24 protein-coding genes are annotated in these 26,249 nt (G+C 47.8%); 3 read left to right on the top strand and 21 right to left on the bottom strand.

The window, feature by feature from the left end; all coding sequences use genetic code 11:
• Nucleotides 1–10: 10 nt before the first annotated feature.
• The 19 genes from ACKFKF_RS15105 to ACKFKF_RS15195 all read right to left on the bottom strand — a co-directional run bounded on the left by ACKFKF_RS15105 (nucleotide 11) and on the right by ACKFKF_RS15195 (nucleotide 23,310).
• Nucleotides 11–2,020: a DUF6908 domain-containing protein gene (locus ACKFKF_RS15105; RefSeq protein ID WP_446868429.1), complete on the bottom strand. Its 2,010-nt coding sequence runs from the start codon at nucleotides 2,018–2,020 to the stop codon at nucleotides 11–13.
• Between the two features lie 26 nt (nucleotides 2,021–2,046).
• Nucleotides 2,047–6,204, bottom strand: coding sequence for a strawberry notch C-terminal domain-containing protein (locus ACKFKF_RS15110; protein WP_446868430.1), 4,158 nt, complete (start codon nucleotides 6,202–6,204; stop codon nucleotides 2,047–2,049).
• A gap of 281 nt (nucleotides 6,205–6,485) precedes the next feature.
• Nucleotides 6,486–6,872 carry a tetratricopeptide repeat protein gene (locus tag ACKFKF_RS15115; protein ID WP_446868431.1) on the bottom strand — a complete coding sequence of 129 codons (387 nt, stop codon included), beginning with the start codon at nucleotides 6,870–6,872 and terminating at the stop codon, nucleotides 6,486–6,488.
• A gap of 8 nt (nucleotides 6,873–6,880) precedes the next feature.
• Complete coding sequence (locus tag ACKFKF_RS15120; protein ID WP_446868432.1) at nucleotides 6,881–8,293, bottom strand: hypothetical protein; 1,413 nt, start codon at nucleotides 8,291–8,293, stop codon at nucleotides 6,881–6,883.
• A 44-nt stretch (nucleotides 8,294–8,337) separates the two neighbouring features.
• The gene (locus tag ACKFKF_RS15125) at nucleotides 8,338–8,859 is read right to left on the bottom strand and encodes a hypothetical protein (protein WP_446868433.1); all 522 of its coding nucleotides are present in this window, start codon (nucleotides 8,857–8,859) and stop codon (nucleotides 8,338–8,340) included.
• A gap of 12 nt (nucleotides 8,860–8,871) precedes the next feature.
• Complete coding sequence (locus ACKFKF_RS15130) at nucleotides 8,872–9,249, bottom strand: hypothetical protein (RefSeq protein WP_446868434.1); 378 nt, start codon at nucleotides 9,247–9,249, stop codon at nucleotides 8,872–8,874.
• Between the two features lie 29 nt (nucleotides 9,250–9,278).
• Complete coding sequence (locus tag ACKFKF_RS15135; protein ID WP_446868435.1) at nucleotides 9,279–11,042, bottom strand: type IV secretory system conjugative DNA transfer family protein; 1,764 nt, start codon at nucleotides 11,040–11,042, stop codon at nucleotides 9,279–9,281.
• Complete coding sequence (locus ACKFKF_RS15140) at nucleotides 11,035–11,601, bottom strand: hypothetical protein (RefSeq protein ID WP_446868436.1); 567 nt, start codon at nucleotides 11,599–11,601, stop codon at nucleotides 11,035–11,037. Before ACKFKF_RS15140 ends, ACKFKF_RS15135 begins: the two co-directional genes overlap by 8 nt.
• 17 nt (nucleotides 11,602–11,618) lie before the next feature.
• Nucleotides 11,619–12,149 (bottom strand): hypothetical protein, encoded by a 531-nt coding sequence (locus tag ACKFKF_RS15145; RefSeq protein WP_446868437.1) that lies wholly within the window; start codon nucleotides 12,147–12,149, stop codon nucleotides 11,619–11,621.
• Between the two features lie 15 nt (nucleotides 12,150–12,164).
• A complete protein-coding gene (locus ACKFKF_RS15150; protein ID WP_446868438.1) occupies nucleotides 12,165–14,357 on the bottom strand; it encodes a M23 family metallopeptidase in 2,193 nt (730 codons plus the stop codon).
• Nucleotides 14,358–14,449: 92 nt separating this feature from the next.
• Nucleotides 14,450–15,133, bottom strand: a complete 684-nt coding sequence (locus ACKFKF_RS15155) for a hypothetical protein (protein ID WP_446868439.1) — start codon at nucleotides 15,131–15,133, stop codon at nucleotides 14,450–14,452.
• Nucleotides 15,134–15,168: 35 nt separating this feature from the next.
• A complete protein-coding gene (locus ACKFKF_RS15160; RefSeq protein ID WP_446868440.1) occupies nucleotides 15,169–16,848 on the bottom strand; it encodes a hypothetical protein in 1,680 nt (559 codons plus the stop codon).
• Nucleotides 16,845–17,594 (bottom strand): hypothetical protein, encoded by a 750-nt coding sequence (locus ACKFKF_RS15165; RefSeq protein WP_446868441.1) that lies wholly within the window; start codon nucleotides 17,592–17,594, stop codon nucleotides 16,845–16,847. The genes ACKFKF_RS15160 and ACKFKF_RS15165 overlap by 4 nt, the downstream gene beginning before the upstream one ends.
• A 26-nt stretch (nucleotides 17,595–17,620) precedes the next feature.
• On the bottom strand, nucleotides 17,621–18,733 hold the full coding sequence (locus ACKFKF_RS15170) for a hypothetical protein (RefSeq protein ID WP_446868442.1): 1,113 nt from the start codon (nucleotides 18,731–18,733) through the stop codon (nucleotides 17,621–17,623).
• Between the two features lie 2 nt (nucleotides 18,734–18,735).
• The gene (locus ACKFKF_RS15175; protein WP_446868443.1) at nucleotides 18,736–19,545 is read right to left on the bottom strand and encodes a hypothetical protein; all 810 of its coding nucleotides are present in this window, start codon (nucleotides 19,543–19,545) and stop codon (nucleotides 18,736–18,738) included.
• A gap of 5 nt (nucleotides 19,546–19,550) precedes the next feature.
• Nucleotides 19,551–20,663 carry a hypothetical protein gene (locus tag ACKFKF_RS15180; protein ID WP_446868444.1) on the bottom strand — a complete coding sequence of 371 codons (1,113 nt, stop codon included), beginning with the start codon at nucleotides 20,661–20,663 and terminating at the stop codon, nucleotides 19,551–19,553.
• Between the two features lie 69 nt (nucleotides 20,664–20,732).
• Nucleotides 20,733–22,412 carry a hypothetical protein gene (locus tag ACKFKF_RS15185; protein WP_446868445.1) on the bottom strand — a complete coding sequence of 560 codons (1,680 nt, stop codon included), beginning with the start codon at nucleotides 22,410–22,412 and terminating at the stop codon, nucleotides 20,733–20,735.
• A complete protein-coding gene (locus tag ACKFKF_RS15190; RefSeq protein ID WP_446868446.1) occupies nucleotides 22,384–22,719 on the bottom strand; it encodes a hypothetical protein in 336 nt (111 codons plus the stop codon). The genes ACKFKF_RS15185 and ACKFKF_RS15190 overlap by 29 nt, the downstream gene beginning before the upstream one ends.
• A 9-nt stretch (nucleotides 22,720–22,728) precedes the next feature.
• Nucleotides 22,729–23,310: a hypothetical protein gene (locus ACKFKF_RS15195; RefSeq protein WP_446868447.1), complete on the bottom strand. Its 582-nt coding sequence runs from the start codon at nucleotides 23,308–23,310 to the stop codon at nucleotides 22,729–22,731.
• Between the two features lie 718 nt (nucleotides 23,311–24,028).
• Between ACKFKF_RS15195 and ACKFKF_RS15200 the strand changes: the two genes are divergently transcribed.
• The 3 genes from ACKFKF_RS15200 to ACKFKF_RS15210 all read left to right on the top strand — a co-directional run bounded on the left by ACKFKF_RS15200 (nucleotide 24,029) and on the right by ACKFKF_RS15210 (nucleotide 25,366).
• Nucleotides 24,029–24,607: a recombinase family protein gene (locus ACKFKF_RS15200; RefSeq protein ID WP_446868448.1), complete on the top strand. Its 579-nt coding sequence runs from the start codon at nucleotides 24,029–24,031 to the stop codon at nucleotides 24,605–24,607.
• Between the two features lie 109 nt (nucleotides 24,608–24,716).
• Nucleotides 24,717–25,028, top strand: a complete 312-nt coding sequence (locus tag ACKFKF_RS15205; RefSeq protein WP_446868449.1) for a nucleotidyltransferase family protein — start codon at nucleotides 24,717–24,719, stop codon at nucleotides 25,026–25,028.
• On the top strand, nucleotides 25,025–25,366 hold the full coding sequence (locus ACKFKF_RS15210) for a HepT-like ribonuclease domain-containing protein (protein ID WP_446868450.1): 342 nt from the start codon (nucleotides 25,025–25,027) through the stop codon (nucleotides 25,364–25,366). Before ACKFKF_RS15205 ends, ACKFKF_RS15210 begins: the two co-directional genes overlap by 4 nt.
• Nucleotides 25,367–25,480: 114 nt before the next feature.
• Here ACKFKF_RS15210 and ACKFKF_RS15215 read toward each other — a convergent pair whose 3' ends face one another.
• Nucleotides 25,481–25,738 (bottom strand): DUF4351 domain-containing protein, encoded by a 258-nt coding sequence (locus tag ACKFKF_RS15215; RefSeq protein WP_446868451.1) that lies wholly within the window; start codon nucleotides 25,736–25,738, stop codon nucleotides 25,481–25,483.
• A gap of 93 nt (nucleotides 25,739–25,831) precedes the next feature.
• Entirely contained in the window at nucleotides 25,832–26,176 is a 345-nt protein-coding gene (locus tag ACKFKF_RS15220; RefSeq protein ID WP_446868452.1) for a hypothetical protein, read from the bottom strand.
• Between the last annotated feature and the right edge of the window lie 73 nt (nucleotides 26,177–26,249).

A 26,249-nucleotide genomic window follows, 5' to 3' on the forward strand; every position in this document is an offset into this window, starting at 1 on the left:
GTACGACTTTTCATCGACAAGAATTCTGTGCCCTTGTGCCTCCGGCTGTAAATCGCTGTATCGCCCCTGACCAAGCGGGAATTGAGATCGAGGGAATTCGCCCTACTGCTCCACCTGCCTCTCGACTGCTGATCGTCAAATCTAGAGCAGTCGCGATCGTCCTGGCATCCTCGAAGTAAGCGTTGTAAAAATCGCCAGAAGCGGAACGCTGAAAGACCAAAGCTTCTGGATGTTGGTCTTTGACTTTCAAGTAGTCAATCGCAAATGCAGCGAGATTTAAGTGGTTATCTTGCTTAATAGATTGCTCTGATTCCGATAGCGTTGTACTTTTTAATCCTGAATCGTTCTCAAACTGTTGTTGATGGCGTTCAATCAGTGTGTTGATCGCAGCATCTGTATTTCTTCGTCCTACAGCAGGTTCGAGAATTTCTGCCCACTGTTTTCTCAAAGCTTCTGGGTCAGCGGCATAAGCCGTAAACGTGGCTTGAAGTGCATCGACTTCCGCTGGCTCTAGTTGAACTGTGTTACCGTTTCCAAAGCTCAGTGCTTCATTCCGCAAAGTCTCAAAGAACTGGGGCGAGTTGGCTATGACAGGGGTGGGATGATTAGATGGCTCCGTTTGATTGTTGTTTTGAGCGATCTGCATTTGACGTGCGGCTTCTGCAAATCCCTGCTCTAAGATATTGCGGGAAAAGAGTTGAGCGAATCCCCGATCGAGCGATCGCAACTCTCCCCCTAACACTGGATTTTGTACTGCGACTTCCCGTAGAGTTAAGCGACCTGACTGGGCCAAATCAAAGACCATCTCAGAGTCAATAAAAAATTCTCCCTGGCCATCCTTCAGCCAATGCGTGAAATGAAGATTCTCATTATGTCGCTCCACCACTAAAGGAATGTAAGGAGGGTTTTCGATTTGCAGGTAGAAGTCTGCATCGGTCATCACTGCCTCAGATAACTCGGCTTGCTCTAAAAACCTGGCGATATTCTTTCCTGCGCCGCCTTTTTGGTCTTTTGCTTCAGCCACTCGAAGCATCGATCGCTCTGTCTGTTCCGGCATTGATTGCGGCTGATTTGTTGAGTCATCCAGAGATGGTTCAACCAAAATCAAGGGAATCGTCAATTCCTTGCCCACTTCAGCTTGGGTTGCTTGATCAGGGGAGGAGATAGAGGATTCAGTGAATTCTGGCTGAACGTCGCGTTGAGACTGCTGAATAACGGTTAGTTCGGGTAGTTTGATTCCTAAAAAGTCTCGTGCCTGGTCTTTGAAGTCAAACGCCGCTAGTGTCCATCCCTTCTTCTGCATAATGACCGAGAGAACCTGCTCAATACGGTCTTGAGGGACGATGAGTTCCATCCGATCGCTCACTGAATAGAACTCACTGCCTGCCGCCGCAATCAAGTCTGAATCAAGAGAATACCGATCTCCGACTCCTGACTTGGGTGTTTGCAGTACAAATCCAGTTGCGGTTGTACTTCCGATGCGGAAAGATGCTTGAGTGCGAATTGTCAGCAATTCGTCCAGTGTTTTAACAGAGGCTTGATAGCGTGTGATGTCTGTTAGAAATGCGTTTACCTGGTGAGGTTCTTTGAATGCCACAGGTTCTGCACGCAGCGATTCCTGAATGTCGAATCCCGCAGACATCACCAAGCCTTGTACGACTTCACCGCGATCGTTGGTGTAATTCAGAAACTTTCCTTTAGGATATTTTTCGTATGCTTTGATCGGGTTGCCAACAAAGATTTGCATTTCTGTTCGCTGGTTCTGCTGCTGGCGTAGATCAAAGGCTTCATAGAGATCTTCCCCATTCCAGTTGGTGGCTTGGGGCTTTACCGTCGTCATCACATCTTCCTTGCCCCGATTGAGTTTTGAGAGCGGAATCGTGAGCTGCTGGGAGCGATGATCTACTAAAATTTGAGCTTTCCAGTTTGTTGCAGCGGCAGGGCTGCCTTTGTGACCTTTCTGACTGATGCGAGAGATGATGCCGTAAACGACATTCCCTTCGGGTGAAACAACTCTCATAGGCGTTCCAGGAGGCGTTTCTCGCATTACTTTGGCTGTTCATCCACCGTCTTGTTGAATCTGGCTCTGGCGGCTGGCGTTCTTTTAGTTGGTAGAATTTCACGACGATACGATCGCACGTCCTCTCTCAATTTTCTGATAGCTTGCTGTGATCGCTCTTTCGTAATTTCACGCATTGAGTCAAAGTCATGGTCTATCACGTTCTCAATTGAAGGCAGATCCAGACTTTGGCGCACCGCATTGATCACCTGAAGTTGCGTTAGAGGCTTGACTGGAACTTTGGCATCCACGACTTCTAAACACACTGCACCCGTAAATTCGCTTTTGATGCCGCTCTCATCAGGAATGACTTCCATCTGCGCGATCGTTCGGGCATCTAAATCAAGCTGATCGGCCCGTAGAACACTCTCCCCCATCGCTTCTTTTTGGGTGACTAACTCTCTGGTTTCAGTCTCAATCAGATTGTAGAGTTCTTCTTGCTCCTGGATCGTCAGCAGGGGAATGCGTCCTGTGACTCGCTTGATAACTGCAATTTCAGAGTCATCGCTGCCAACTTCTAGCGGATAGCTCAACTTTGCCTGGAGTTCGTAATCGTCTTCTAGTAACTCTCTGACCACCTCTTCGCCGTAGATGTTCATGAAGTCCACGACATTTGCGACAGACATTTCTGAGTCACGAGACGCGGTGACATTGGCGTTAAGTTCTGCCATTTTCTTCGCTAATAATGCGCCCAGGCGTTTCTCGGCGGGTAAATCGCTCATCAGCAAATCAAAGCTGGGTTTGACAACTTGCCCATAGCGATCGATGCGTCCAAATAGCTGCATCACCAGATTGATGTCTCGCTCGGCTTGGGCAATAATTAAGCGTCGCGATTTTTGGTCAGCAAATTTCTCGGAAGCATGAAGGTTGATTCCCGTCGCTCCCGATCGATTGAGAATAATGACATCAAGATCGCCCCGGTTAAATCGGTTGATGATATCGACTCGCGCCTGGGGGCTGGTTTCACTACTGGGTCGAAGTCCATAGCTTGTTTCGCCTGTCGTGCTGTATTCAACAATGTTGCTGCGTCCTGTAATCTCATCGACTCGATACCCTTCTTGAGTCAAACGCCAGCGAATGTAGTCGATCGAACTCAAAGGAATACTCGAAAGATCGGTTTCTTCAATTAAATTTCGGGCTTCTTCGTAGGCATCGATCCCTGCTGCACCGATTTCTTCATCTGTGAGCCGACGACGAGTTTTCTTGCCCCAGTGATCGCTCTCGACCACATCTCTAGAGCGTTCTAAGTATCGATCTAGCACATCACCGAATGTGATGTTAATCGCTTGTCCTGGTTTGATATTGTTTTCTTCTGTGTACCAATCAATAAAGCTATCCATTGTATTCGCAACGCCGATTAACGGTTTTTCACCGCGTTGAATCGTAGCGATCGCTTCCTGGACTGCAACTTCTGCTTTTTGCGCTAATAGACTTTGATCAATTGCATTGTGCATCAGCGATGTGAAATTTGTAGATCTTGCTCCGGCTGATCCGGTTGTGTTGTCGCTGCTGATTGCTTTTGCCTCTGCTTTGAGGCGTTTTTTAAGCTTGTCCAATCCGTCTTGTTTGGCATCATCGAAATCATTGATCGATCGCATGACGGCAGAGATGCTTTCAGCCACTTCTCGATCGACGGGAACCACGTTGGCTGTAAAGGAAATGCCCTCCATTGAGCGACTACGCCGTAGCATCTGTCCGGCTGCCACAAACTTGCTGGCAAACATCTGCTGAAGCGGCACTCCGCCATCTTTGAGAATAATTTCTAAACTGTTGAGGTTATCAACTGCATGACGGGCATCGCTGCGCCGCGCATAAAGATCAACAACTCCTGCATTTTTGATGGCAGTCGCAGACATGAAGGTTGCTCCTACGCTGGCATCCACCAGTTCTCGAACAAACTCGGCTCGGCTTGGATAAAAGCTGCTATCGTCCTGAGATTTGTCCGTTCTACCGCCTGCCTCGTGGGACTCGTCGAAAACAAAAATAGCTTGAGGCGCGATCGCTCGAAAAAACTCTCGTCGAAAAGGTTCTTTTTGCTTGACGGTCTGTAACTGCGTGTAGGTTGTAAAGATGGCATTGTAGCGCCCTAATCCTTGCTGCATAATGTGGCGCATTTCGTCTTCCTGCGTTGCAGCATCGCCAGTTACTAATCGTCTACCATCGTCTAAATCAAGGGTGAGATTGTTATCTGTCGCAAAGACGCGAAATCCTGGTTTGCCAATGTCAGCCAGGTCAGTCAGCATGGACGTGTAGAGGTTTGCTTTCTGCGTGACAAAAATGGGAATGTGTCCTTGTCTTGCATCGACTAAATTAGCAGCTCCAAACCGACCCTTACCGTTTCCAGTTTTGTCACCGTTGAGAAAGATGTTGCCTCGATCGCGTTGATGAAATGAGAGCGCGATCGCGTCGATCTGTTCCGCATACAGGTACTGCCACATCTGTTCTTCAGAATCATAGCCCAGGCGTTGACGGACAAACTCATCCAGGTTGCCCACTTCTCGTTCAAGATTGTCGAGAGCGGTTTGGGCGGCGGCTGCCATGTTGACCGGAATTAAGTTGTGAGCCGATCTACCTCTGGAACGCGAGACATACGGAACATCGAAAGATTGGGTGACAGCGATCGCTTCAGCAGCCTCTTGAAAATGGGGTTGTGACATGATGTGATTCCCATTGTTTGCGAATTCAGGGTTTGAAGGGTTTTTTACAAATCCAGATCTGCGGTCATGCCCTGGGTTAAGGCTGTTAGCCAGTCGTTCAGGCTGATTGAGTCGTGTTCGTTCATCCAGATCTGCATCGTTTGTGTGTTGATCGGGGTTAATGTGACTGGAAAATCGACTGCTAGTTTCTGGATTAAGGTTTCGTTGCGATCGAGAAAGGTTTCCGTCCATTCGTCTATCCACTCCCACGGCGGCAGCAAGGCTCCTGTTTCCCGATCGGTTAGTCTCGGAGCTTCCTGATAAGACAGGAGCGTATGCAGTGCTTTGGTGAGTCTGGCGTGAGTTTGCGCCTGAGTTTCCTGAGTTTGCTCCATCCAGGTTTGCAGCATCCACTTGATGCGCTGAGAGAGCAGGAATTTGTAGTCTGGTTTCATAAGCTGAACCTTCTCGGCTGGAACTCTGACCATCAATAGTTCTAGATCGCTCTGTTGAGGCGGTTTCCAAATTTGGGGATAGCGGATGTAGTTGCTCATTGGGCATTAACTCCTTAAGTTCGGAAAATGACTTGTAAATAACTGGAACATCAGCAGCAGGCAGCGATCGTTGCGATTGTCCTCGTCCTTCGATCAAGATTAAATCGATCGGGAACCCTGCGCCTTGTTTGCGATACAGTGATCCCCAAATCGAGAAATGCTGTGTGACGTTGTATTGTTCATACAGAGCCGCGTAGAAATGACGAGATTCGAGCGTGTTGTAGCGATCTGAACGTTGTGCGTCATCGTCCCCAAGCTTGCCACCCAGAATGAGAACGGCTCGACCATCATTCTTCATCGACTCCAAAGCAAGTAGCGCGATCGCCTGGTCAATTTGTGTGGTTCCTCTGCGACTGCCCGGTAGTTGAAATCGTTTAGTTTGACTTCCATCTTTGACCACACCGAAAGGCGGATTGCAGATGATGCGATCGTGCAACTTTCCTGGTCGATATTCCGCCGCATCATGTTCTGTAACTGTAAATCCCTGTGCCCGAAGGTCTGCGGCTCGTTCTGAGTTAATTTCGTTTACAGTTACTTGATTAGGATTGGCTGTGATGAGAAGTGCCCCATGTCCGCCACTCGGTTCGTAGACTGTCTTTTCGAGGTCAATTCGTGCCAGAGTTGAGCCAAGAAATGCAATTGGAACTGGAGTGCTATACGCTTGCTGAAGAACGCTAGTTGAAGAACGGACATTGAGAACAGGCTGACGATCGTGAAGTTGAACCAGTCGATCATATGCCTCATGTGTGGTAGCTGAAGTCTGAACAATGAGTCGAGCCGTCCGAACAATTCCCGCTTCTACAGATTCATCAACCAGCTTGGCTAAAGCAGTCCCCGGTGCAACTTTTTCACCCAAAACGGACTCAGCTTGCTGTCTCGCGGCAACGATCGTGGCAAAGGAGCCACCTTTAATAAAGTGGTCAGCAAAATGTTGAACTAGCTGTGGATTGCTCATGCTGAGAGCCTCCTAACCCAGTTGCTGTCAACGGTTCAGACCGTTCAAATTACAAGAAAACGCCGATGATGATGACCCAAAATTTAATGGCAGGAGGAAGTCTTTGGAAAAATGGAAATGGTGATAGTAGTACTGCAAGTACGGCGTAGAAAATCCCCAAAGAATAGTGCTGAAACCACAGCATCAATGTTCCGATTACAGCAAACGCAATGCAAAGAATGAACTCAAGATACCGAGAAACTTGAACTAAACGATTGCTCCACAAATGACTTCGCATTGGCTCATCTCCTTTTGTTGATGTTTTGAATAAAGAAATCGGCGTGTTGGATTTCGTTTTGATTGCCCTGGGCTTGAGCGATCACTTTTGCCTTCTGATACTTCCGCAGCGCTTCTCCAGAACGATCCAGGGCTTCTAACGCCAGTCCTTGACGAATGTATCCTCGTTCTTCGTCGGGAGACAGCGCCACCGCCTGGGTATAGTCAGCCAATGCTTTCTCGTAACTCCCAGTTTTCTCATAGAGTTCGCCCCGATGGATAAAGTCTTGAGCAGTTTTGGGCTGGGGAATCATCTTCTCTGGCGGTGCATTACCCTGCTCAATGCCAATCCAGAAGAATAGGGGAAATAGCAGCACCATCACGATCGCACTTAACTTGAGGAAACTAAACATAGACTCTCCTAACTCAACTCCATACTCGATGATTGTTTCTGACTTGGACGAGATTGATTTTGAGGAGTCGGGCTTTGCTGCGTTTGTTGAAGGTCACTGGATTGCAACTGTGCTGCAAGTCGCTCAAAGTGAGCAAAATCGTTCGCTCCTAAGCTGGATGTGACTCGGCCCCGTTCTCGCCGATAGACTTCCCCACGTCCATCTCGTTTGTCTGTAATGCTGAGAAAATTACCAGCACCCGTTTCAAACTTAAATCGACCGTTTTCTTTATCCCAGGAAGTCGCTTTTTGGCTTTTGAGAAACAGGCGTACTGTCTTTTCAACTCGCTGTGTTTTGGCTCCATAGCTGGCTTCTGCATCTAAATCACCTATCGGAATCAGCGATCGGTCTTGCCGCATCTGTTGGAAAGTAGCTTGATGAAGGGACGATAAGCGATCGCTCTTTGAGAGAATTTGAATGCTGGGTCGGTCGAGTCCAGGTAGCGGCGATTTGGTTGCTTTGAATCGCATTAGCTCTCCTGTTTCATCACTCAAGCTGTAGAGGTTAGTTCCCTGAAGACTGATCTTAAACTTTTCGACCTCATAAACTTTTTCACCTGTGCGAACATAGCCTCGATTAAATAGCTCCAGTGACGATCGGGCAATGCTTTGGTCTCGCAATGTTTCAGGACGAGCAGCCAACCAGCTAACAGTCTCGCGTAATCCCTGCCCCAATCCGTGAAGAATCTGCTGTTTCCAGTCCTGATGAATGGTTTGGATCAGTTGTTTGGTTCCACCATTTGGTAACTTGGCGGCTTCTCGTTGGGCAACGGCGATCGCCGGAAGTTTGTCTTCACTATCAACTGATAGAGGCGTAATGTCAGCCGTTAAATCTACTTGATCCTGAATTTGGTCTACAAACGTTTTTTGAGGCTGAAATCGCTGAAACGTTTCCCAGTCCTGAGTGGTTGAGCCATAGTCCCAAACTTGCCCATCCCGCACAATCAGAACTAACTCCTCGTTTCCTCGCGTCACCACCAATCCGTCTGTATCTTGAGAAATTTGATAGTCTCCGATCGCAACGGTTCCATAGAGAGGATGTTGATCTCCCAGAGGATTGAGCAACAATGTGGCGGTAGTTGCAATGTCCGGTGATTGAACATTCTGAGCCTGCCAATCTAAACTCAAATCATCGGGTGGCGGTTCAGTAGAGTCTATCTGCCATTGAAGTTCCTCTGCTCGGTTGTATGCCTCCCTAATTTCCGTCAAGGCGATCGGAATTTCTCTGGGAGCTGCAACCAGAATTTGTCCCTCGCGAGTTGTTCGCAGAACAGTGTTTTCTTCAGATGCGATCGTTAGCATTCCATCTTTCACGTTTTCGTGAATCATGAAATTTTCTGACTGATACTGACGATCGCCCGATGGCGCTACAACCCCTTGCAAGTCAAGAACCGCTAGCGAAAGTACCCTTAATTCTTGTGCCTGCTTTACCTGCTGCTGATGTTCATCAAGGTCAATTTTAGACGGCTGTAATCGAGTTTGAAGTGATTCTTGAAGTGTGCTTGATCTTGAGAAGGATTGGCATCTGAAGTGTTTTCTTCTGATTGCTTTTGCTGTTGTAACTGAAGCTCGATTTGATTGACAGTAACAACTCCGTCGCTTTCTTCCCGAAATAAAACGTTGTTCCCATCTCTGATCTCGATCGCAGGAACTTTCCCTTTGTATTTTTCAAGAGCGATATTCTCTGTCGCAGGTCGTTGTAGTGCATCAAAGATTGTTTTGAGGCGGTCAGCGTCTAATTCGTTGCGAAACTGTCCATTTGCCATCTGCCCAAATACAATTCGCCGTCCTATCTGGATTCGCATTGTCTCTGGCTTTTCTGTCTGTTGGGATCGAGGCGTGTCTAAAGCAGTAATCAGCCCTCGTGTTGCTTGCGCGATCGCTCCTAGCAGTTGGGCTTGATCTTCCTGCATTGCCTGGGCTTCTGCTGGGTTTACGGTAAAAGCCATTGGTTTTCCTCCTTAGTGCAGCAAACCCTGCGACGCGACAGCTTGAGCAATTCCTTCAGCCCGATTCACCACATATTCGCCCCCTACTTGAAAGATGGCCGTCTCGCCATCAAAGCGATATTCTACGAACGGCGGCTGATAGTCTGGGCTACAATAACGGGCATAAGTGAGCTGTCCCCTTTCAGAACGAACATAGATAATGTCATCAAACAAAACTTCGACTATCGAAGGAACATAGCCAGGAGGAAGCGGCGGTAGGTGTCTCACTCGGATCAACTCTGTAACGATTTCTGGCTCTTTAGCGAGAACGGCGATCGTCGGTTCCGATAGTCCCCACTCGTGTAACAATGCTTGAACGTCCTGCATTTGTAAGGTTGGTCGTTGCGTCATCATGGGTTCTCACACTCCCTTTAATAGAATTAGTACTCGGTGTAATCTTCTGGGTCGTATCCTTCATCGATCGTCTGTTCTGGAGCTTTGGATGATTGACCCGCAGTGACGGGAACAGAGTCCTCACTAGACGGTTGATCGGTCAAAGGAAATTGGCTTTCAGCAATCAGTTGGCGTTTCTCTGCTTCTGCATCTAACGCTGCTTCGGTAATTTTCAGATTTGCAACTCGTTGAGTTTGACGATCGCAAACTACCTCCCGCCAAAGTTTTTCGCTGTGTTCTTGCAGTTGATTTTCTTGTCTAGAAATTTTGAGTTTTAGCTTCCAAGGCACAGAGGCTTCTCCATTGCCTTTGTAAGCAGGGTTGATGAACACACATTCGCCTTGATCGAGCTTGAGAACCTCGTCTACAGCCATCAGCGGCACTTTTTGATATTGCTCATTGCGGCTGGTGCTGTGTTGCATTCCATAACTGTGCGATCGAGTGTGTAGCTTCACTTCTTTTTCTCCCAAATATCGCGAAACTAATGCCGCTGTCTCATCATCACGAGGATTAAAAAACACCTTTGTTCCACAGGCTGCAAAGATTGCTTTAGAAAGCTCCCGCCCGTAGGTGTGTTGAAGTTGAGCGAAATTTTGATAGCCCAAAATCGGACAAAACCCATAAGAGCGAAACTCGTTAATCCACTTCGGTAAGCCGTCAAGATGCAGCGTTGGCAATTCATCCAGACTCAAAACCAGTGGCTCTTTGCGAGGTTGAGCAAAGTTACGAGCAATGATCAGATGCAAAATTGCTGCCAGAAGAGGAGCGACGACATCCCGCTTTTGGGTATCGACTTGCAAAAACAAAATCTGCTTGCCACACAGGTCAAGAGGAATTGAGGTAGTTCCGACAAAGCTAGAAATCAAGTCTTTGCCAATAAATTTATCGAACGTGCGTTGAGCCGTCGCCACAATTCCAGCAACCTGTTTCTCAGCATCTTCGGACGACAATAGTTGACTAAAACTTTCCAATGTCCAGATGGGGATTTTCTCTGCCTCCGCAGCTTGCCGAATCCGGGTTGCAAGATTAGGGAGATTCAGAATCTTCTTTGCCATTAGAAGGTCTGGATAAAGCGTTGTTTTAGCCAGGAGCATCACGGCTTCTACCAGCTTTTGCCCTGCGTTGGAGAAGAAATCATTTTCGCTGGCACTGTTGCCCCGACGAGTGTTTTTGTAGATAACTTCAGCAAGCTGTCCTGCCATCAGCGAGTCAGACGCATCTCGAACAAAATCTAACGGGTTACACACCCCGGTGTAAGGAAAGCCGGGAGCAAAGACGTGAACGTTGTAACCTTGGGACGCAGCATAGGCAGCATGAGCTTCAATCTGAGCGCCTTTGAAATCGTAGATGACGATCGGGAACCCCTGACGAATCGCATCTCGAATGGCCGGATCAATAATGCTATAGGTTTTACCACTGTTTGGCGCACCACAAACCGCAATCCCTTGTTGAACTTCGGGGATTTCTAAGAAGCTGGCTTTGAGCGTAATTCGATTGTGTTTGCGTTGTTTACGCTGTTGACGTGCGATCGCGAGTGCCGTTCTTTTTTCTGATCCACCGCCGAATCTTCCAGTAGAAATTTTCCCTTTCTTTGCAGTGAACAATCTCATGCTCATCGTGAACAAACACAATCCTAAAAGCAGCGTTCCCATGCCTGACTGAAATAGCGATCGCGTTGCTGTTTGCAATACCCCAGATGTCGTTTGCATGACTTGAGAAGCATTCTGTTGATTCGCGTTTGAGCTACTCATAAACTTTGGGTAATAACTGAGTTTCGACAAGCTCGTAAAACTTTCCGTTAAAAGCGAAAATGAATTGACGAATCTGTTTGTCTTCAAGTTGATTGACTGTTAGAACAGGTAAGCCGTTCTGAAGCCGATGGGTGATGTCGAATAGTTGAATCTTGGGCGGTAGTCGCGGGTTAAAGTAAGCAGCAAGAACGCGCTGATAGCGATTGTTTTGAGTGGAAACATAACCGAAAAACTGGCAACCTGATGCACCACAGAGCGGGTTCCCAGCCGACTGATTGGCTTCGTTAGCAATGCGAGAATCGATGAGAAAAAGTGGTTTTGACTGGCCCGATCGCTGAATTTGTAAAACTTTCATACGTCCTGAATCGCCTTTAAAATCAGAACTGAGGTTTTCCTCAACAACCTGCTGCATTAGTTCAGGCGGTGCGTTATGAGCGGCTTCGCGCCAACCTATCTCAACGGAGGCACTTTGGTTGATGATTCCTAACACGACGATCGCGCTAATCATCAAACCTGCGATCGTGAAGAATCTCATTCTGTGCCCAGACCTCAAAAGCATAATCTTCACCTCTTCTGTCAATTTGGAGTTTTGCGGAGTGGAATTCTCAACCGTTGGAGCGCCCAAACTTCTTCGTCAAACCAGCGATGACTTTGAGCGCGATCGACTTGCTTCTCAAAAGCAGATTGTCCAATCCGCCGAATCTCACGCTGGTAGCGTTGTAAAGTGAGTTGACGAGCCACCATTTGAGGGACAGCACTGGCAAGAGATAGGCGATCGCCCGTCGGGTTATAAAGCTTGCGCTCACACTTGTTATTCACAACCGAGATAACTAAATCACTTGCGATCGGATCTCCCTGTTCATAAGCAGCCAGTAGGTAATACCTTCTACCTTGAGATTCCGTGGTGCCAATCAGCTCACTACGAGCGACTTGATTTTTGGGAATGCAAGAATTAACAGTAGGAGGAATGCTGGATTGCGCCTGAGTGGATGCAGTAATCGAGAAGAATATGCCAGCGGTTACGAATGCCGATACCAACAGTATGCCAATGCTAAAAACGTATTTGAGTAGACGCGATCGAGAAAAAATGTGATTACTCTTGTGCATAATAATTTCCTCAAATCAGAACTTCACGTACTTTCTAGGATCGACCGCCTGACCACTGAAGGGTTGCCCTGGGCTTGAACCCGTGCGGACTTCAAAGTGTAAATGTGGGACTGTTCCTAATCCCGTATGCCCACTCTGAGCAATGCGTTGACCCTGACTGACTGTTGATCCAACCTTTGCATTCATTGAAGCAAGGTGAGCATAGCGCGTCTGCATCCCATTGCCATGTTCCACAATGACGACATTGCCATAGCCTTCTGCCCAACCTGCATAGACGACTCGACCGCCATCCGCCGCTTGAACGGGGGTTCCTTCAGGCGTGCCGATGTCAATTCCCTTGTGGAAACTACTACAGCCAGCACAGGGACTACTCCGTGGACCCATCTCGCTGGTAATTGGAAACCCTTGGGCAGGATTTGCCAAACGACCTGTTGATTTTCCACAGTCTCCTTTTCCTCCTGATTTCGCTGCGGATTTGTAGTTTCTTGCGAGTTCCTGTCCATAAGTTTTGAGGGTAAGTCGTCCATGTGCATCCGTTGATCCGCCGTCGATCGGAGCATAAGCACCTCCAAAATGAATCTGTCCAACTCGTTCGATTAAACGATCGCCAGAGAACCCTTCTCGAACGGCTTGCTGAATGTTTCGGGTCTGGTCAGTTTTGAAGATACCATCCTGAGTCGAGGATGGAAAAAACCGGGTGATTTCTGCATTTGTGACGGCCGCTCCAGAGTCCACCTTAGCTAAAAACGCCGCTCCTCCTTGTTTCTGAATCGCCGATCGTACATCTGCGCGGTAAGACATATATTGGTATCGACCTAACCCGCGTCCGCAGTTGCCATCTCCATCACAAACAAAGCTGCCAGCCGAATCGTAGTTTCCTTCGATACTAGAAAATGCGGCGGCCAATGCTTTAAAGTCAACATTCCCGGCACCTGTGCCACAAATCCCACCATCGGCAAAAGCGGCTTCATCATATTCCGGTAGAGCTTCGGCAGGAATGCCATTTGCCTTTGCTCGCTCAATCACACCCTCTGGAATCGATGCGGCACTGGATGCCCCTCCCTGGTCATCGAGTAGTCCTGTAAAAATGGGTTCTTTCTCGTGATAGTTGAGAAAGGGCACCGGGCCAAGAAAATAGGGAGTGCAGCCCAAATCGGGCAATCCACGCTTACAAATGCGAAAATGCAATGCTGTAGAAACTGCGCCAGTAGACTCATCTACATCCCAAACTGAGACCTTGAACGCATCTCCAAAGGGATGACGGCCGGTTGGTTCTTTGCCACCATTGACAGCACCAAGAACTCCAGATCCTCCTTTAACTTTCTGATATTTTCCAGAAATCCATTGTTTGCCGTACAGCGGCGCTGCGCCAGCAAGTTCGACGTAGGCGCAATTCTCTTTACAGGGAACTTGAAACCCTTCGCGATCGCTGCCTGAGATTGTATTTCGGCGATCGCGCTCCGCAGTGCCATAGACCACATCCACTGTTCCGATCATCCCGGTTGCTTGAACTGGATTTGGCATCTGAGCAAATGAGACGTTAGCTAACCCCGGTACTTCAGAAATCAGGCTGTTGTCCCAATTGGCAAGGTTTTGAAGCGGAACGTTTTGTAGTTCTGGAATCTCTGTGATCGAAAATTGGTCAAGCTGTTTACCTAGTTGCCCTAACTTGAGTTGTCCTAGTTCGGGATTGGTTGTAACTAGGTCGGCGATCGTTTGATGAGTGTCAGGATTAAATTCAGGTGTTCCAGGAAATTTCTGATTGAGCAATGCGGCGATCGGCGACACTTCACTCACACGCCTGTTACCCAGTTCAGGAATCGCTGTAAGCAGGTTGTCAAGGGTTTGCCAGTTTGCCATTTCTAAAGCAGATAGCGGCACTTGGTCTAAATTCAGATTGGTGAGTTGAGCGATCGTATAGAGATTGAAAATTTGAGGATATAAAGTCGTCTGAAAATCTCCCAGTTTCAAGTAAGCATCTGCTGTTCGACCTGCTTTCCAACTGCGAGAGAGATCATAGCCAATGGCTTGATTAAGGTCAGAAGGTGCAACGAATTCGCCATCTTCAAGAATGGGAGGCAGTGTGCGAAAAGTGATGTTTGACCAGTCTGGAACACGAGCATGTTGTCCATTGGAGTCAATGGGTGTGATTGGGAAGGAATACTCTGGAGCAATGCTGGCATGAACGCTAAAAGGAAAAACCAGCATCAAAACAACTAACGCTAATGTGATGAGACATAGCCTTAGATCCGCAATTTTTTGCCACCTGGATACCCTGAACATAGTCCGCTCTCTAACGCCTACATTGACTGTGTTTTCATCCCCATCTCAACTAAATGAGCGACAAGCTGCGGAGAAACGCCGACTCGTTTGGAGGCTTCAGCAACCTGCACACCATTGCGAATTAAATTGAGCAGCGATCGCACTCGATTCCACAGAGCATCCCCTCTTGAGATCAATCGTCGAGCTTCCGCAACTTGCAAGCCCTGCTCGATTAGTTGCACCCCTGATTGCCCTCGAATTCTGTCAGCAGCGATCGGGGCAGAGCGATTTGGCTGAATGGTCAGAATGGAGTGTTTGGGAGTGCCGGAAGTCGGAAACGCGAGGCGAAAGTTGTAGACGTTGCGATCGGTCAAAACTGTCAGTGAAGTGGTAGCGGTTGCTGGCAAATTTGGAAAGTTCAAGCGATGAATTCGACGCAGATGAATCACACTGGCTGCACATTTGCTCCGCTCATTCGCTAAACAGCTTGAATCGTCGAAATCTAATGTGACTTGTGAGGGGTCGTCCAGCCAGGTTTTCTGTATTGTTTCTCCAGTTAAGCGAAAGTTTAGGGTTGTCCCGTGACCAGGGTAAAGTTCAACAGGAATGGTTTGTCCCTGTGCAACACTGGCAGGAATCGATCGAGCTTCTTGAGCGTGAGCTGGACAAGAAATTCCTAAAAAAGACAATGAGACTCCAACGGCTAGAAGTAGTGGTTTCATAGCGCTTTTGATTAACTGCTGTATTGGGATGTGGATTAGCTGGGCAACCGCATCGATTGATTTACGAAAATCTGAACGGGTTGACCAGATTTAATCAGGCGAATGTCCGATCGCTTCTCCATGTCCTGAATGGCTCGTTGATTTCGTGCCGTAATCGAGTCAAGAATGGCATCGGTGCCACCCTCTAAAGCGCCCGCAAGAATGTTAGGGGCAGGGTTATCTTCTGTAATGACAGTGGTGCCGTCCCCTGTTTGAATCTGACTGTTGGATCGGGTGAATAGCGCTGCCGATCGACGAACTGCACCCAAGAGAAATTGACCCGCATCCATTGAAGCGATCGCTTTTCCCCGATCCCCAAACTGTTGAGCGACCAGCGGTTTACCGTTCTCTCCGCGAATCTGAATGACCCCAGAAGGCAACGTTAATTCTTTCTTGAAACCACCCTCATCCCAAACAGCAGTCGTTGCGGATAATTCAACTTGTCCAGTTTGAGATAGCTCATCCACCTGAACTAAAAGTTGAGTTCCAACGGGCATTGCAACTTGTCCTGCTGAGTTAACGAGCGGTTGGGAAAGTGCGATTGTAAACTGATCAGATTGCGGTTTTCTAGCGTTATGGTTGTTATTAACGTCGTCTAAAATTATTGGAGTCGTCAGCGTTCCCAACGATGTCGCTCCAGCAATCAATGAGTGTTGTTGAACTTGATCCGCTAGAATTGCAGCTTCTTCATTTCTCAGAATTGGAACTTGTGCAGCTACTTCTGAAAAATTTGATGCAGTTTCCGGATCACTAGTGTTTGGCTGTGCAGAAATTACAAACGAATTATCTACGTTCCCCTCAAGCTTGGAGTTTTGAGGTTCAGCAGCTTGGTCAAGGGTTGCGTCTGAAGTCCAGACTGCATTTGTTGAAATTGCGGAAGTCGGAGTGATATGGGCGGTAGGCACAGCATCGGTAGAAGAATTTGAAGCAACTGCTGGTGTAGATGGAATAGAGTTGTTTGAGTTAGACCATTCAACGGGGGAGGAGTCCTCTGGATGAGATGACGAGCCGTAGCTACCTACTCGTGCAAGCTGCTGCCACTGTTGCATTGGGTCAACAGCCTGAGAATTAGTTGGGTCGATCGTTCGAGCAGTCTTTTCTGAGGGTCGGAGGAATTGAGCAGGCTCACGTTGAACAGCAGGTGCAGAGATGATTCTGGGCGGATTGGCTCGCCTGATGATTTGAGGTGTAGAGTTCGAGGCAACGGGTTGCGAGGATCGAGCAGGGTTACTTGCAGTCGTTTTAGCGTCGATCTTAGGCAGCTTTCCAGGTTGTCTACTAGTGTTCTTCTGATGACTTTGCAGCGTGTTTTGATCTCCGATCGCAGCATTCGCCTTTAGCGCTCCATTTTCCTTACGGAGTCGTTCGAGTTCTTCTGGCACTGCTTCTGTTTTTTCAGTGTTCTTAGCATCTGAAACTGGCGGAGACTGAGAATTTTGAGGTTGTTTAACGCGCCCTCCACTTACTAAAAAGAAGGCAGCCAGAACAAACACGGGAACTAGAACAACCCCGATCGTCATCAGCTTTGGAATCGGTTTTGTCCAGATTGGGCGACTAGATTGGGTTAGTTCAGATGGAAACTCACTGGCACTCACCAACGGTTCTGCTATTTGAGGGGCTTTTGTGATGGCTTTGAGATCTTCAGTTGTGGTGTTTTCTGATGATTTCCCGTTCATTTTGCTAAATCCTCACGTTCTAAAGGTCGAATGTCTTCAATTTGTAAGCTGCTTTCCAGCATGGAGTAAGCAATGTGCTGATACTCAGTTGCATTTTGACCCAGTGGATTTTGGGGAGGCTCGATCGCTTTCACGTAGAAAGTGCGATTGAAGGGAATGGTTTTCCCGGCCGGGTTGGCATCGTCAAACACCATACGAGTTGCGATCAGGTCAATGCGCCAACGTCCTTCTCCTGCAACTTCAGGTGATGAAAAGTTTTGAGGAATCAAAATGGCTGCAACCTGTCCTCTAAACACATCATCGGGCACAATATCCATCGCCATTTTTTGCAAAAACGCATCTCGAAAATCTGGAGCGAGAAGAAATGAGGCTTCCCAGGTACTGGTCGGAATTCGCTTACGAGTACCCTGAACTTCTTTCCCAGTGTCAACCTGAATCTTCTTTTGTCCGGGTAGCTTTCCCCAGGTAAACGTCATGACTGCCCAGTTAGAAACCGTGCGTCGAATCACTTCTGGTTCGCGGTAATCATACTTGGCGGGTCGAGTGGTAAAGGCACGTCCATCGACTTGCTGAACCAGCGTGGGAGGTTTTTGGTTGGCGAGTTTGGAAAATGAAATCGCTAACCAAGCCGTGACGATCGCTAAAATGAAAACCCCGATCGAAAGCCCCGCAAATGCCAGAGGTAAAATATCGGTCGAGTCTAGCTTAAATCGCTGACTTTTCCGTTTCAAGTCAGAAATCTGCATAAAAACACCTGGATTAAAGAGTGAGGCTATTTCATGGGCATTGTTGAAGTACCGATAGCGATCATTCGCGTCACACCACCGGAGACGGCTCTAAAAACAGTCATCCCGCCGCCGCCCGCCAGTGCCAACGCTAAAACAGGGGACAGAACGCTAATCAGTAGGAGAAACCCGATATCCGATGAAGACTGAGCGTCTGCTGCAACGACAACAGTAGCCGCAAGTCCGACCATGACGTTGTAAGAAAACTTCGCCATTCCCAAACTAAAGAAGCCGATCAGCCACGCCCAAAGAGGACGACCCTGAAGCGGAATCACTGACCCGGCAACCGCGATCGGCCCCATTAATCCAGTCAACAGCATAGACAGTTCGATCAGATTGGCAAATGCCCATTGCAGACCTTTTAGAATCTGTTGGGCGGCTGCCTGACCTGCTGTGGCAATCAGTCCCTCTCGGATAAAATTTGTCAGCAAGCTGGGAGCCGTAAGAACTTTCCCGGTTAAGTCGCGGTTCTGGTAGTCCTGACTCAACCGTTGGTCGATCGTGCGTAACCGTTCCCAAAGTCTTTGCACTCCGGCAGTCATCCAACCTTTTTCGCGGTATTCCCGATCGAGAATCTCTTCAGCCCGTTTACCCGCCTCTCGAAAGCAGTCAATTTGTGCCTGTCCCTCTTTCGCCTCACATTCTGTGTACTGCTGCTGAATGACGGTTTTAGCTTGCTGAGAGATGATGACATCGTTGAGCGCTTCCACCATCGAAACCTCACCGATTTGCACGTCTAAGACCGTTCGAGTTTGGTCATTGATGATGTTTCGCATTCCGAGTGTCATTGATCCTAACATGGCTCCATTGTTAAATAGCAATGCAAAGATGACAAACAACCAGATCACATCGGGCAACGCTGGAAAGATACCTCGCTCAATCGCATCTTTTACCCAGCCAACTGCGAAAAAGATAAATGCTCCAACGACAATGGTAGAAGCAAAGACATTGATGCCGTCATACAATCCGTTGCTGCTGTCGAAGATGTCTGTCCATCTTGCGTCCCAGGCGGCTTGAACCTTTTCGATTTGGTTGACGCTCTCTTCGATGATTGTTCTGGCACCTGTGACTTGAGCGATCGGCAATGGATACGTCAGCATGATTATTTTGTCGTTTGGCTGCTGTGAGTGTTGTAGAGTCCGGGAATATAGATTTCGGTACGAGTTGCGCTGCCGAGTTCTAATTGACGGGTTGCGCGATCGCGTCGGTTTGATTCATCGATTCCCTCGCTGGTGTTGGCGGCAAGCTGAACGATTGCTCCATTCAGTTGCTGAAGCTGTAGTAATGCTGTGTGGCTGTCAGCCGTTAACCGAGATTGATTGGTCACGATGCCAGCCAGCGTCGAAGTCATTTCAGCGTTGTTTTTGACGACATCTTGCGTGACGGTCAGTGATTTGGCTTGTTGCGCTAACTTTTGTGTTTCTTGTAGTCCTTGCTGATTGTTCTCGACGATTTTCGAGGTTCGCTCTGCTGCTTTCTGAATGAAACTTCGCCCTGTTTCTCCTAGCATGGGGGTAGCCATCGATCGCCCCAGTTCCTGGTCATAAAGGTTGGCAAGGTCTCGTCTACTGACGATCGGGTTCGTCGTCAAAACGCCTGGACTAATTCCGGTTTCGGTTGTTCTTACCTCATAAGGGTCAGGCAAATTAGATCCTGTAGTTGACTTCATTTCATCCCAACCATCACCCAGAGCAATTTTCATCATTGTCTCCAGGACGGGGTCAACTTTGGTGAGTTGCTCTTCGACCTGAGCCAGTGGATCAGGGTAATTGTTTAAGACCCACTGTTGCACCTCATTACCAATTCCTCCAGGCATGAAGGATGCGGTTGCCACGCCTATGCCAAGAAGCGGAACAAGAGTGCCAGCGCCGATTAAAAGCAAATGGATTCGTTGTGGTTTGCGTCGTTTCATCGCAGTTACCTCTTGATTTCTGTAGATATCAATGGCTTGTGACCGTTGTTTGTATGAGTATCAGTCGTCTGCGGATGAGCCTTGTCCTGTGAGGTTGTAACCTCAAACTCCTGGAAAGTGACTGGTGTAAAATCAGGTTGCTCGCAAGTTTGTGGCGAGATCGTATCCATCGATCGACCTGCCCGAACTGCATCCGCGTAGAGTTTGGAGAAAGCAGAATACCCTTGAAATTTGTTTTCATGTTGGGCTAACACGCGATGTCGTGCCCGTTGCTCTTTTTGGTTATTGGCGACGGCTGCTAATAGTTCTGACGAAGGATGGTGACTACATTCGGTTAATCGAGCATCGGCATCGACAAGCCAGTGAGAGCAAAGCCGGGAGGAATCTGTTCGGAAGGACTCATCTGTGTTTCGCATCAATACAGTAGGGTCATAGCCAAAAAATCGTTGATAGGAAGCAAGTGAGTTGGGCTGAATCGCCCCGATGATGCGGGTGTTCAGATTTTGAAGGATTTGAGATCCAGCGATCGAGTTGGCGATCGTATCCGGATCTTGTCCACTAATAATCGGGCGAATTCCCGACTTGGCACCATTCGCGCAGACTTGACCAATAATCTGAGCAATGCCGTTGTATTTGAATAGAATCGGACTCTCATCGATCGCCAGGATACTGTCTGTGACTTCCAGTGCCTTTCTAAATGCCATTGACTGAGCCGCTAACGCCAGTACCGCCGCTTCAATGTTGTCGCCCACGTTTCTGAGCGCAAACACCGTGAACTTGGCATCGGTGCGAATTGTACTGGGTTGCGAGATCGCTTTACCGACTCGACTGGTGAGCCAGCCTTTTAGCTCTAGGAGAATGGTGGCGATTGCTTCAGAAATCATCTCTGATTCAATCTCCAAATCCAGGTGCGCTACTAGCTTGATGAAGTCAACGAGCGTTGGCATTTCAAACCACGCTTCACTACCAAATCCTTGCTCAAAGGCAATTTCGTATCGAGTTTGAATATGTGAGTCGTTGAAGAATGCCGCGATTGCTTGCCACAAAACTGTGTGAATTCGCTTTCCAAGTTGTCCCTCGGTTTCCATTCCCATCACCATGATATTAAGCGCTTTCACCAGGAATTCTTTGTAGTCATCGAGTCGTTCGCCTTGCTGCTTTTTGGGAAGATGCCGAACGTCTGGAATTTAAAACAGGTTGTTTGCTTCTGAACCAATATCAAAGTAGGCTCCCTGATCGCCAAAGAATTTCACCAGGTCAGTGTAGGTTGTAGTGCCATCCGATTTTGGATAGTCCAGCGAGATCACATTCATGCCGTTAGCGATTCCACAAACGAAGAGATCAGACATTAGAACTGACTTCCCGCTTCGGGTTTCACCCATGATGAAAATGCCTCGATGCTTGGTGATGAAGTCAACTAGAAGCGGCATATTGCCTTCACGAGTAATGAACTCTATCCCTTGCGAGTCTACGGGTTTCGTGCAGGCAAGCGGCATTAATCCGGGCGCTTCGTTGGTGAGGTACAGTTGCTTGCGATCGTCGCCCAGCAGCCAGTCATCCACGATAGGCAAGGAGCGCAACCACAGCGACCAGGCAATCTCGGTTTCTCGAATGAAGTCACCTTGAGGAAAAGCGTTTGTCAATTTTTGGCAAGCTTCAGTCAAGGTGTGTGGATCGTTCCGGTGAACTAAAGCAACGACTGAAACCCAAATAGGCATTGCACCTTCGTAAATCTTCTCTTGAGCTTCTACTCCCTTTTTCATACGAATCTGTGACAGAACATCGACATTCTTTAGCTCACCTGCCCGATGTGTGGCTGTATAGCTTTGTTTGGTGAGTCGTTGCAGTGTAATTCTCGTCATGACACGATCGGCGGCAGCTAACTCGCACACAAATTCACAATCATGAAACTGAGAAAACGCTTTCCAGAGGTAGTAAAGCTGGTGTTCGGGTGACGCAAATCCGGGTGGCTTTGACTCAAGAACGATCGCGCCCACAAATTTACCTTTGACCCACGCCCATTCCCGATCCGCTTTTGGATGGCTCGGTCTACCGTTTTCGCCTCGAACCAATAGACTTGCAGCATGATGCGTTTCTCGGATTTCTTCCTTGAGCCTGACTTTTCCCTCTGTTTCTTGAAGAATTAGACATTGAGGTAAAGGAGGCGATCGCCGAGTGTTGAACTGTCCCCATAAATAACTCCAAAGCTGATCCGCCGTCATGGGTGTTGCTTGCAGTCCCATGCGCGTGTTGATCTGCTGTTCCCAATGCAGATAGCCATCAGTGAAGGCTTGGGTGAGAAGTTCCAGATAATGCGCCTGCTCCTTAGATTCCTTCATTCCCTTGAGCGTTTCATACTGGTCAGCAAACCAGGCAAGCAGTTTTTCAACGCGATCGTGACTCGTTCCTTTTCCTGGCTCGATCGTGTACGTGGCAAACAAGTAAATCTGCTTTGGTTGGCGTTCACCTTGCAGAGTTAATTCTCGTGTCGATCGCTGTTGCGCTAGAAGTAGGAATTGCGTTTCTAAACTTTGGGTTGAGTTAACGAGATTTTCTAATTCCTGTTGACGATCGCTATCGTCCGCAAACGATCGCAGGTGAATGCGAAGTCGATCACCTGGGCGTAATCCTTTCAATCCTTCTTCTAATCGAGTCAGGGCGCTTTCTGCCTGACCACTGGCTAACAGCGTATGAATGCTGGAAGCCTGGAAGCCAAACACAAACGAGAATTTCTTACCTTTCTTGAGCAAATAAGCACCGACATCTCGACTCCGCAAAGCAAGTTTGCAAATGCATTCCAGGTTTGATTCATCTTCAAACGGCTTAAAATGGTAGTACTTAGTGCCAACCCGTTTCTTCGTCGCCATCTTCTTCGTGCGGTAAACAACTCGTGTAGTGAACATATCCCCGATTCCAGTCAGGAGCCGGGACAAACTTATTCGTGAATCTCCAGGTTTTTTCGCCGACTACCAGCCACCAGGTACTCATGCCCCAGGCGCTCACCAGGAGAAACCAAACAAATCCCAGTGAGAGAACAACTTTGACAAGAAAGTAGGAGACAACCAAAATCGCCGCAGAGGGTGCTAATAGAGTTGCTGGAATCGGCCCTAAACTAGGTTGCTGTCCCAGACTTTGGTTGACCGGACGGAATTGTCGGGAGCGATCGTCTGTCATCGCGATTACCTATCCTCTAGGAGTTGCAGTCGTGCTACCGCCAAAGAACATGGCGCTCAACCCTTCGACGACCACGACCGCTGCCACAACAATGAATGCGTTTTGCATCAAGGGTTGCCATTGTTCGCCCCGTTGCGCCTGATAAACAGCAAATAGCACAAACCCGACAGCCGAGATCCAAACCACGATTCGCAGTAAGCCAAACAAAAACGTGATGATTCCGCTATCAATGTATTGTCCAAAGATGCTGTTCGCTTGCTGTTCGGCTGAGTTGAATAGTTGCGCCGTTGCCGGGTCAGCGTGGAGGGTAATGCCTGCAAAAAATACTGCACCTGCGACTGCTCCCAGCATTCTCCATCCCCCAAATGATCGAAACCAGGGGTGAATCGTCAGGCTGGGAACCCAGACAGAAAATCGGGTAATTAGAAGAGCAAATGCAACCATGAACCAGATGGAGATGGGGAAGCGAGTGATAACCATCAGAGCGGTGAATGCTAGACAAGCTAAAAACGGAATGATTCGGCTAAATAGCGATCGCTGGCTCGAATGCAACAATCGAGCAGAACGGAAATGCAACGAGGAAAACTCCATCGTTTTAGCTCCTGATTCTAAGGGTTTAAATCTTGGTGAGGTGCCTAGTGAGGTCTTATCAATTGGTCAGGAAGTGAAATTTGGAATGCAACCCTGATCAGAAAAGTAAGCTTTGCAAAATCTTCAATGAACTCATCTTAGTCGGAGCTATCAGAATTTCAATAGGGGTTAGAGAGTAAAATAGTACGAGACTACTGTATTCGTTTGAAAAGCTCTACGTAAATAAACTAGGGAAACTACGGATTGGTGTACTTCATATCCATTGAAGAGAGCTTTGATTCTAAACGCGCTTAAAAAGTTTATTACCTCTACTATAAAAATTCCTAAACTGGTCTAAAATCCTTACATGAAGAGCTATATAGCTTTCTTAGTTAAAGAACGTGGAACGATTCATCACCGATCAACGATGAATTTGATTTGTATGTAGCGAAGTGATTGATAGCAATATAGTAGTGATCGATTAAACGACTTGCTTTCCTGTGTCCTTTCGGGATGAATGAGTTTCTTAATGTTGTCTTTAGCTTTCATTTTACTGTTTTTTTCAGAATCTCTATCTTTCAAAAAGGTGCGTTTTTGACAGGTATAAATCTGCTGTTTTTCTGGGTTTACAAGCTGATAAATTAGCCTTTCAAAACGACTTTCAAAATGATATTTCTTGTTTTCCGGTTGATCGCTTTATTCATAGAAAGGTATTAAGGAAGGTTACGGATAACGATGCATGTTAATTGGCTACAGACGAATTTCGCCTGATGACCAAACGTTAGACCTCCAAACAGAAGCGCTCAATCAAGCAGGGTGCGATCGCATCTTTACCGACATCACCACAGACTCAGGTGCAGCACAACCTGGACTGGAGGAAGCCGTTGCTCTACTGTTCTCCGAAGCAGTAAACATCCGTTCTGACAATGTTTTGATGGTGTGGCGATTGGATCGCGTGGGTAAGCCGCTCAAACAGTTGCTCGAATTTGTAGTGAGTTTGAACGATCGCGCCGTTGCCTTCAAAAGTCTTGAGGAGAATTTGGACACGCGAAACTACGATCGAGCCGAGATGCTGCGAGTGTTGCGGACGTTGGTGAGTTATGAGCAGCAGGTGATCCGGGAGAAGACTCAGATGGGTCTAAAACGAGCGAAAGCTAAAGGAAAAAAAGCTGGACGCAAGCCAGCGCTCACGCCTCAACAGATTCGGATTGGGAAAGTCTTGGCAGCCGACCCAACGCAGACTGTAGAAGAGATTTGTCGATCGCTAAAAATCTCCCAGTCAACTTATTACCGATATATCCATCCCAAACAACAGTAGAATGATGTGCCTTGGGCTGAGTGATTTGTCGCTATCGTTCACTTAATCAAAGCGGAAAACGGGCTAGACTGGGAGCGTTGATTCGAGAAAAATTAGACCAGTTAGGGGAATGACCACTAAGACAGGGTTAGGAATCGAGGATCTTTTGGCGAGTGAACGATCGCAAATCTTGGCGATCGCCCAAAAGCATGGCGCGTCCAATGTGCGAGTGTTTGGCTCAGTGGCGCGTGGAGAGGCGACTCTAGAGAGCGATGTGGACTTTCTGATCGATTATGATCTGACGCAAATTACCCCTTGGTTTCCAGCAGGACTGATTCTGGATTTGGAAGCGTTGCTAAACCGAAAAGTGGATGTCGCGACGATCGAGATGTTAAAGGAGAGAATCAAAGCGCGTGTCTTGGCGGAGGCAATGCCGTTGTGAGGCGAGACAGTGAGCGATTGCGAGATATTTTAGAGGCAATCGAAGCAATCGAACGCTATACCCATCAAGGTAGAGAAGCGTTTGATGAGCAAGAGCTAATTCAGGTTTGGGTTGTCCATCATCTTCAGGTGATTGGAGAGGCAGCCAATGCTTTATCGAATGAACTGATCGATCGCTACCCTGAGACACCTTGGGTGCAGATTGTAGCGTTCAGAAATCTAGTGGTGCATGAGTATTTCCGAGTATCGCTAAACTTGGTTTGGTCAATTGTTCAGAATAATTTGCCGAGTCTGAAAAGCACGGTTGAGATCATGCTTCAAGAACTGGAGATAGAGTAGAGTGATCGAGAAGTTTCTGACGAGGGCGCGATCGCTAAAAATCTCCCAGTCAACTTATTACCGATATATCCATTCCAAACAGCAGGATTGATTTATGTTGAGCTTGATTCTCAGCTAGACCGAATGCTGCTCCAGCCAGGTCGTCAAGTCGTTCAGTTGCTCAAAATCTACCAAAGCCTCATCCAGTTCTTCCAATTGCGACAGAGGCAGGGCTGTGATCTGCGATCGCGTTTCCTCAGAAAGCTCCTGCTTCAATCGACGAGTAAGTTGTCGTAAAACAAGCTTCAGTGCCTCTGCTGTTTTCGCTCCTTCTGTCAATTCTTCTCGCAGTTCCCGATAAACCCGTGTTTCTTCAAACCTGATATCCGACATCGCTTCTACCCCTTCTCAATTTAATGACAGTTGACGAAATCCGCCTAGCTCGTTCAAATACAGAGTGAGACGATCGTACTATTTCATTGACACTTAGCTTGACTCGCGCTCCGATCGAGGAAGCTCCAGGACGATCGCGGCTTGTCGATCGAGCAACGCTTGCAGCATCGATAGTTGGTGTTCGAGTTCGTAGATTGCGTTGCGTCGTTGAATTCTGGCGAACCAGTCGCGGTATTTTTCACTGCCGATCTTTCCTAAACCTTGATGCTTGACTTCAGGGTTGTCGCTGGTGAGTTTGTAGTATTCGTAGGTTTTGCCGCCTTTGTTCTGAAAGTTGGGGCTGATCCAGACGTTTGCAGGAGCCACTGCGCCGGAGGTTCTGATCTCGGTGATGAGTGCGAGAAGGCGTTCCCGCTCGGCAAATAGGTGTTCACTCACGTTTTCTTGTCGGTTTGAATCTGTACAGACAAGAATACAGGTAGAGTTTCTTGTCGATCGAGCCATTTACCGA

Source organism: Phormidesmis sp. 146-12 (assembly GCF_052939495.1).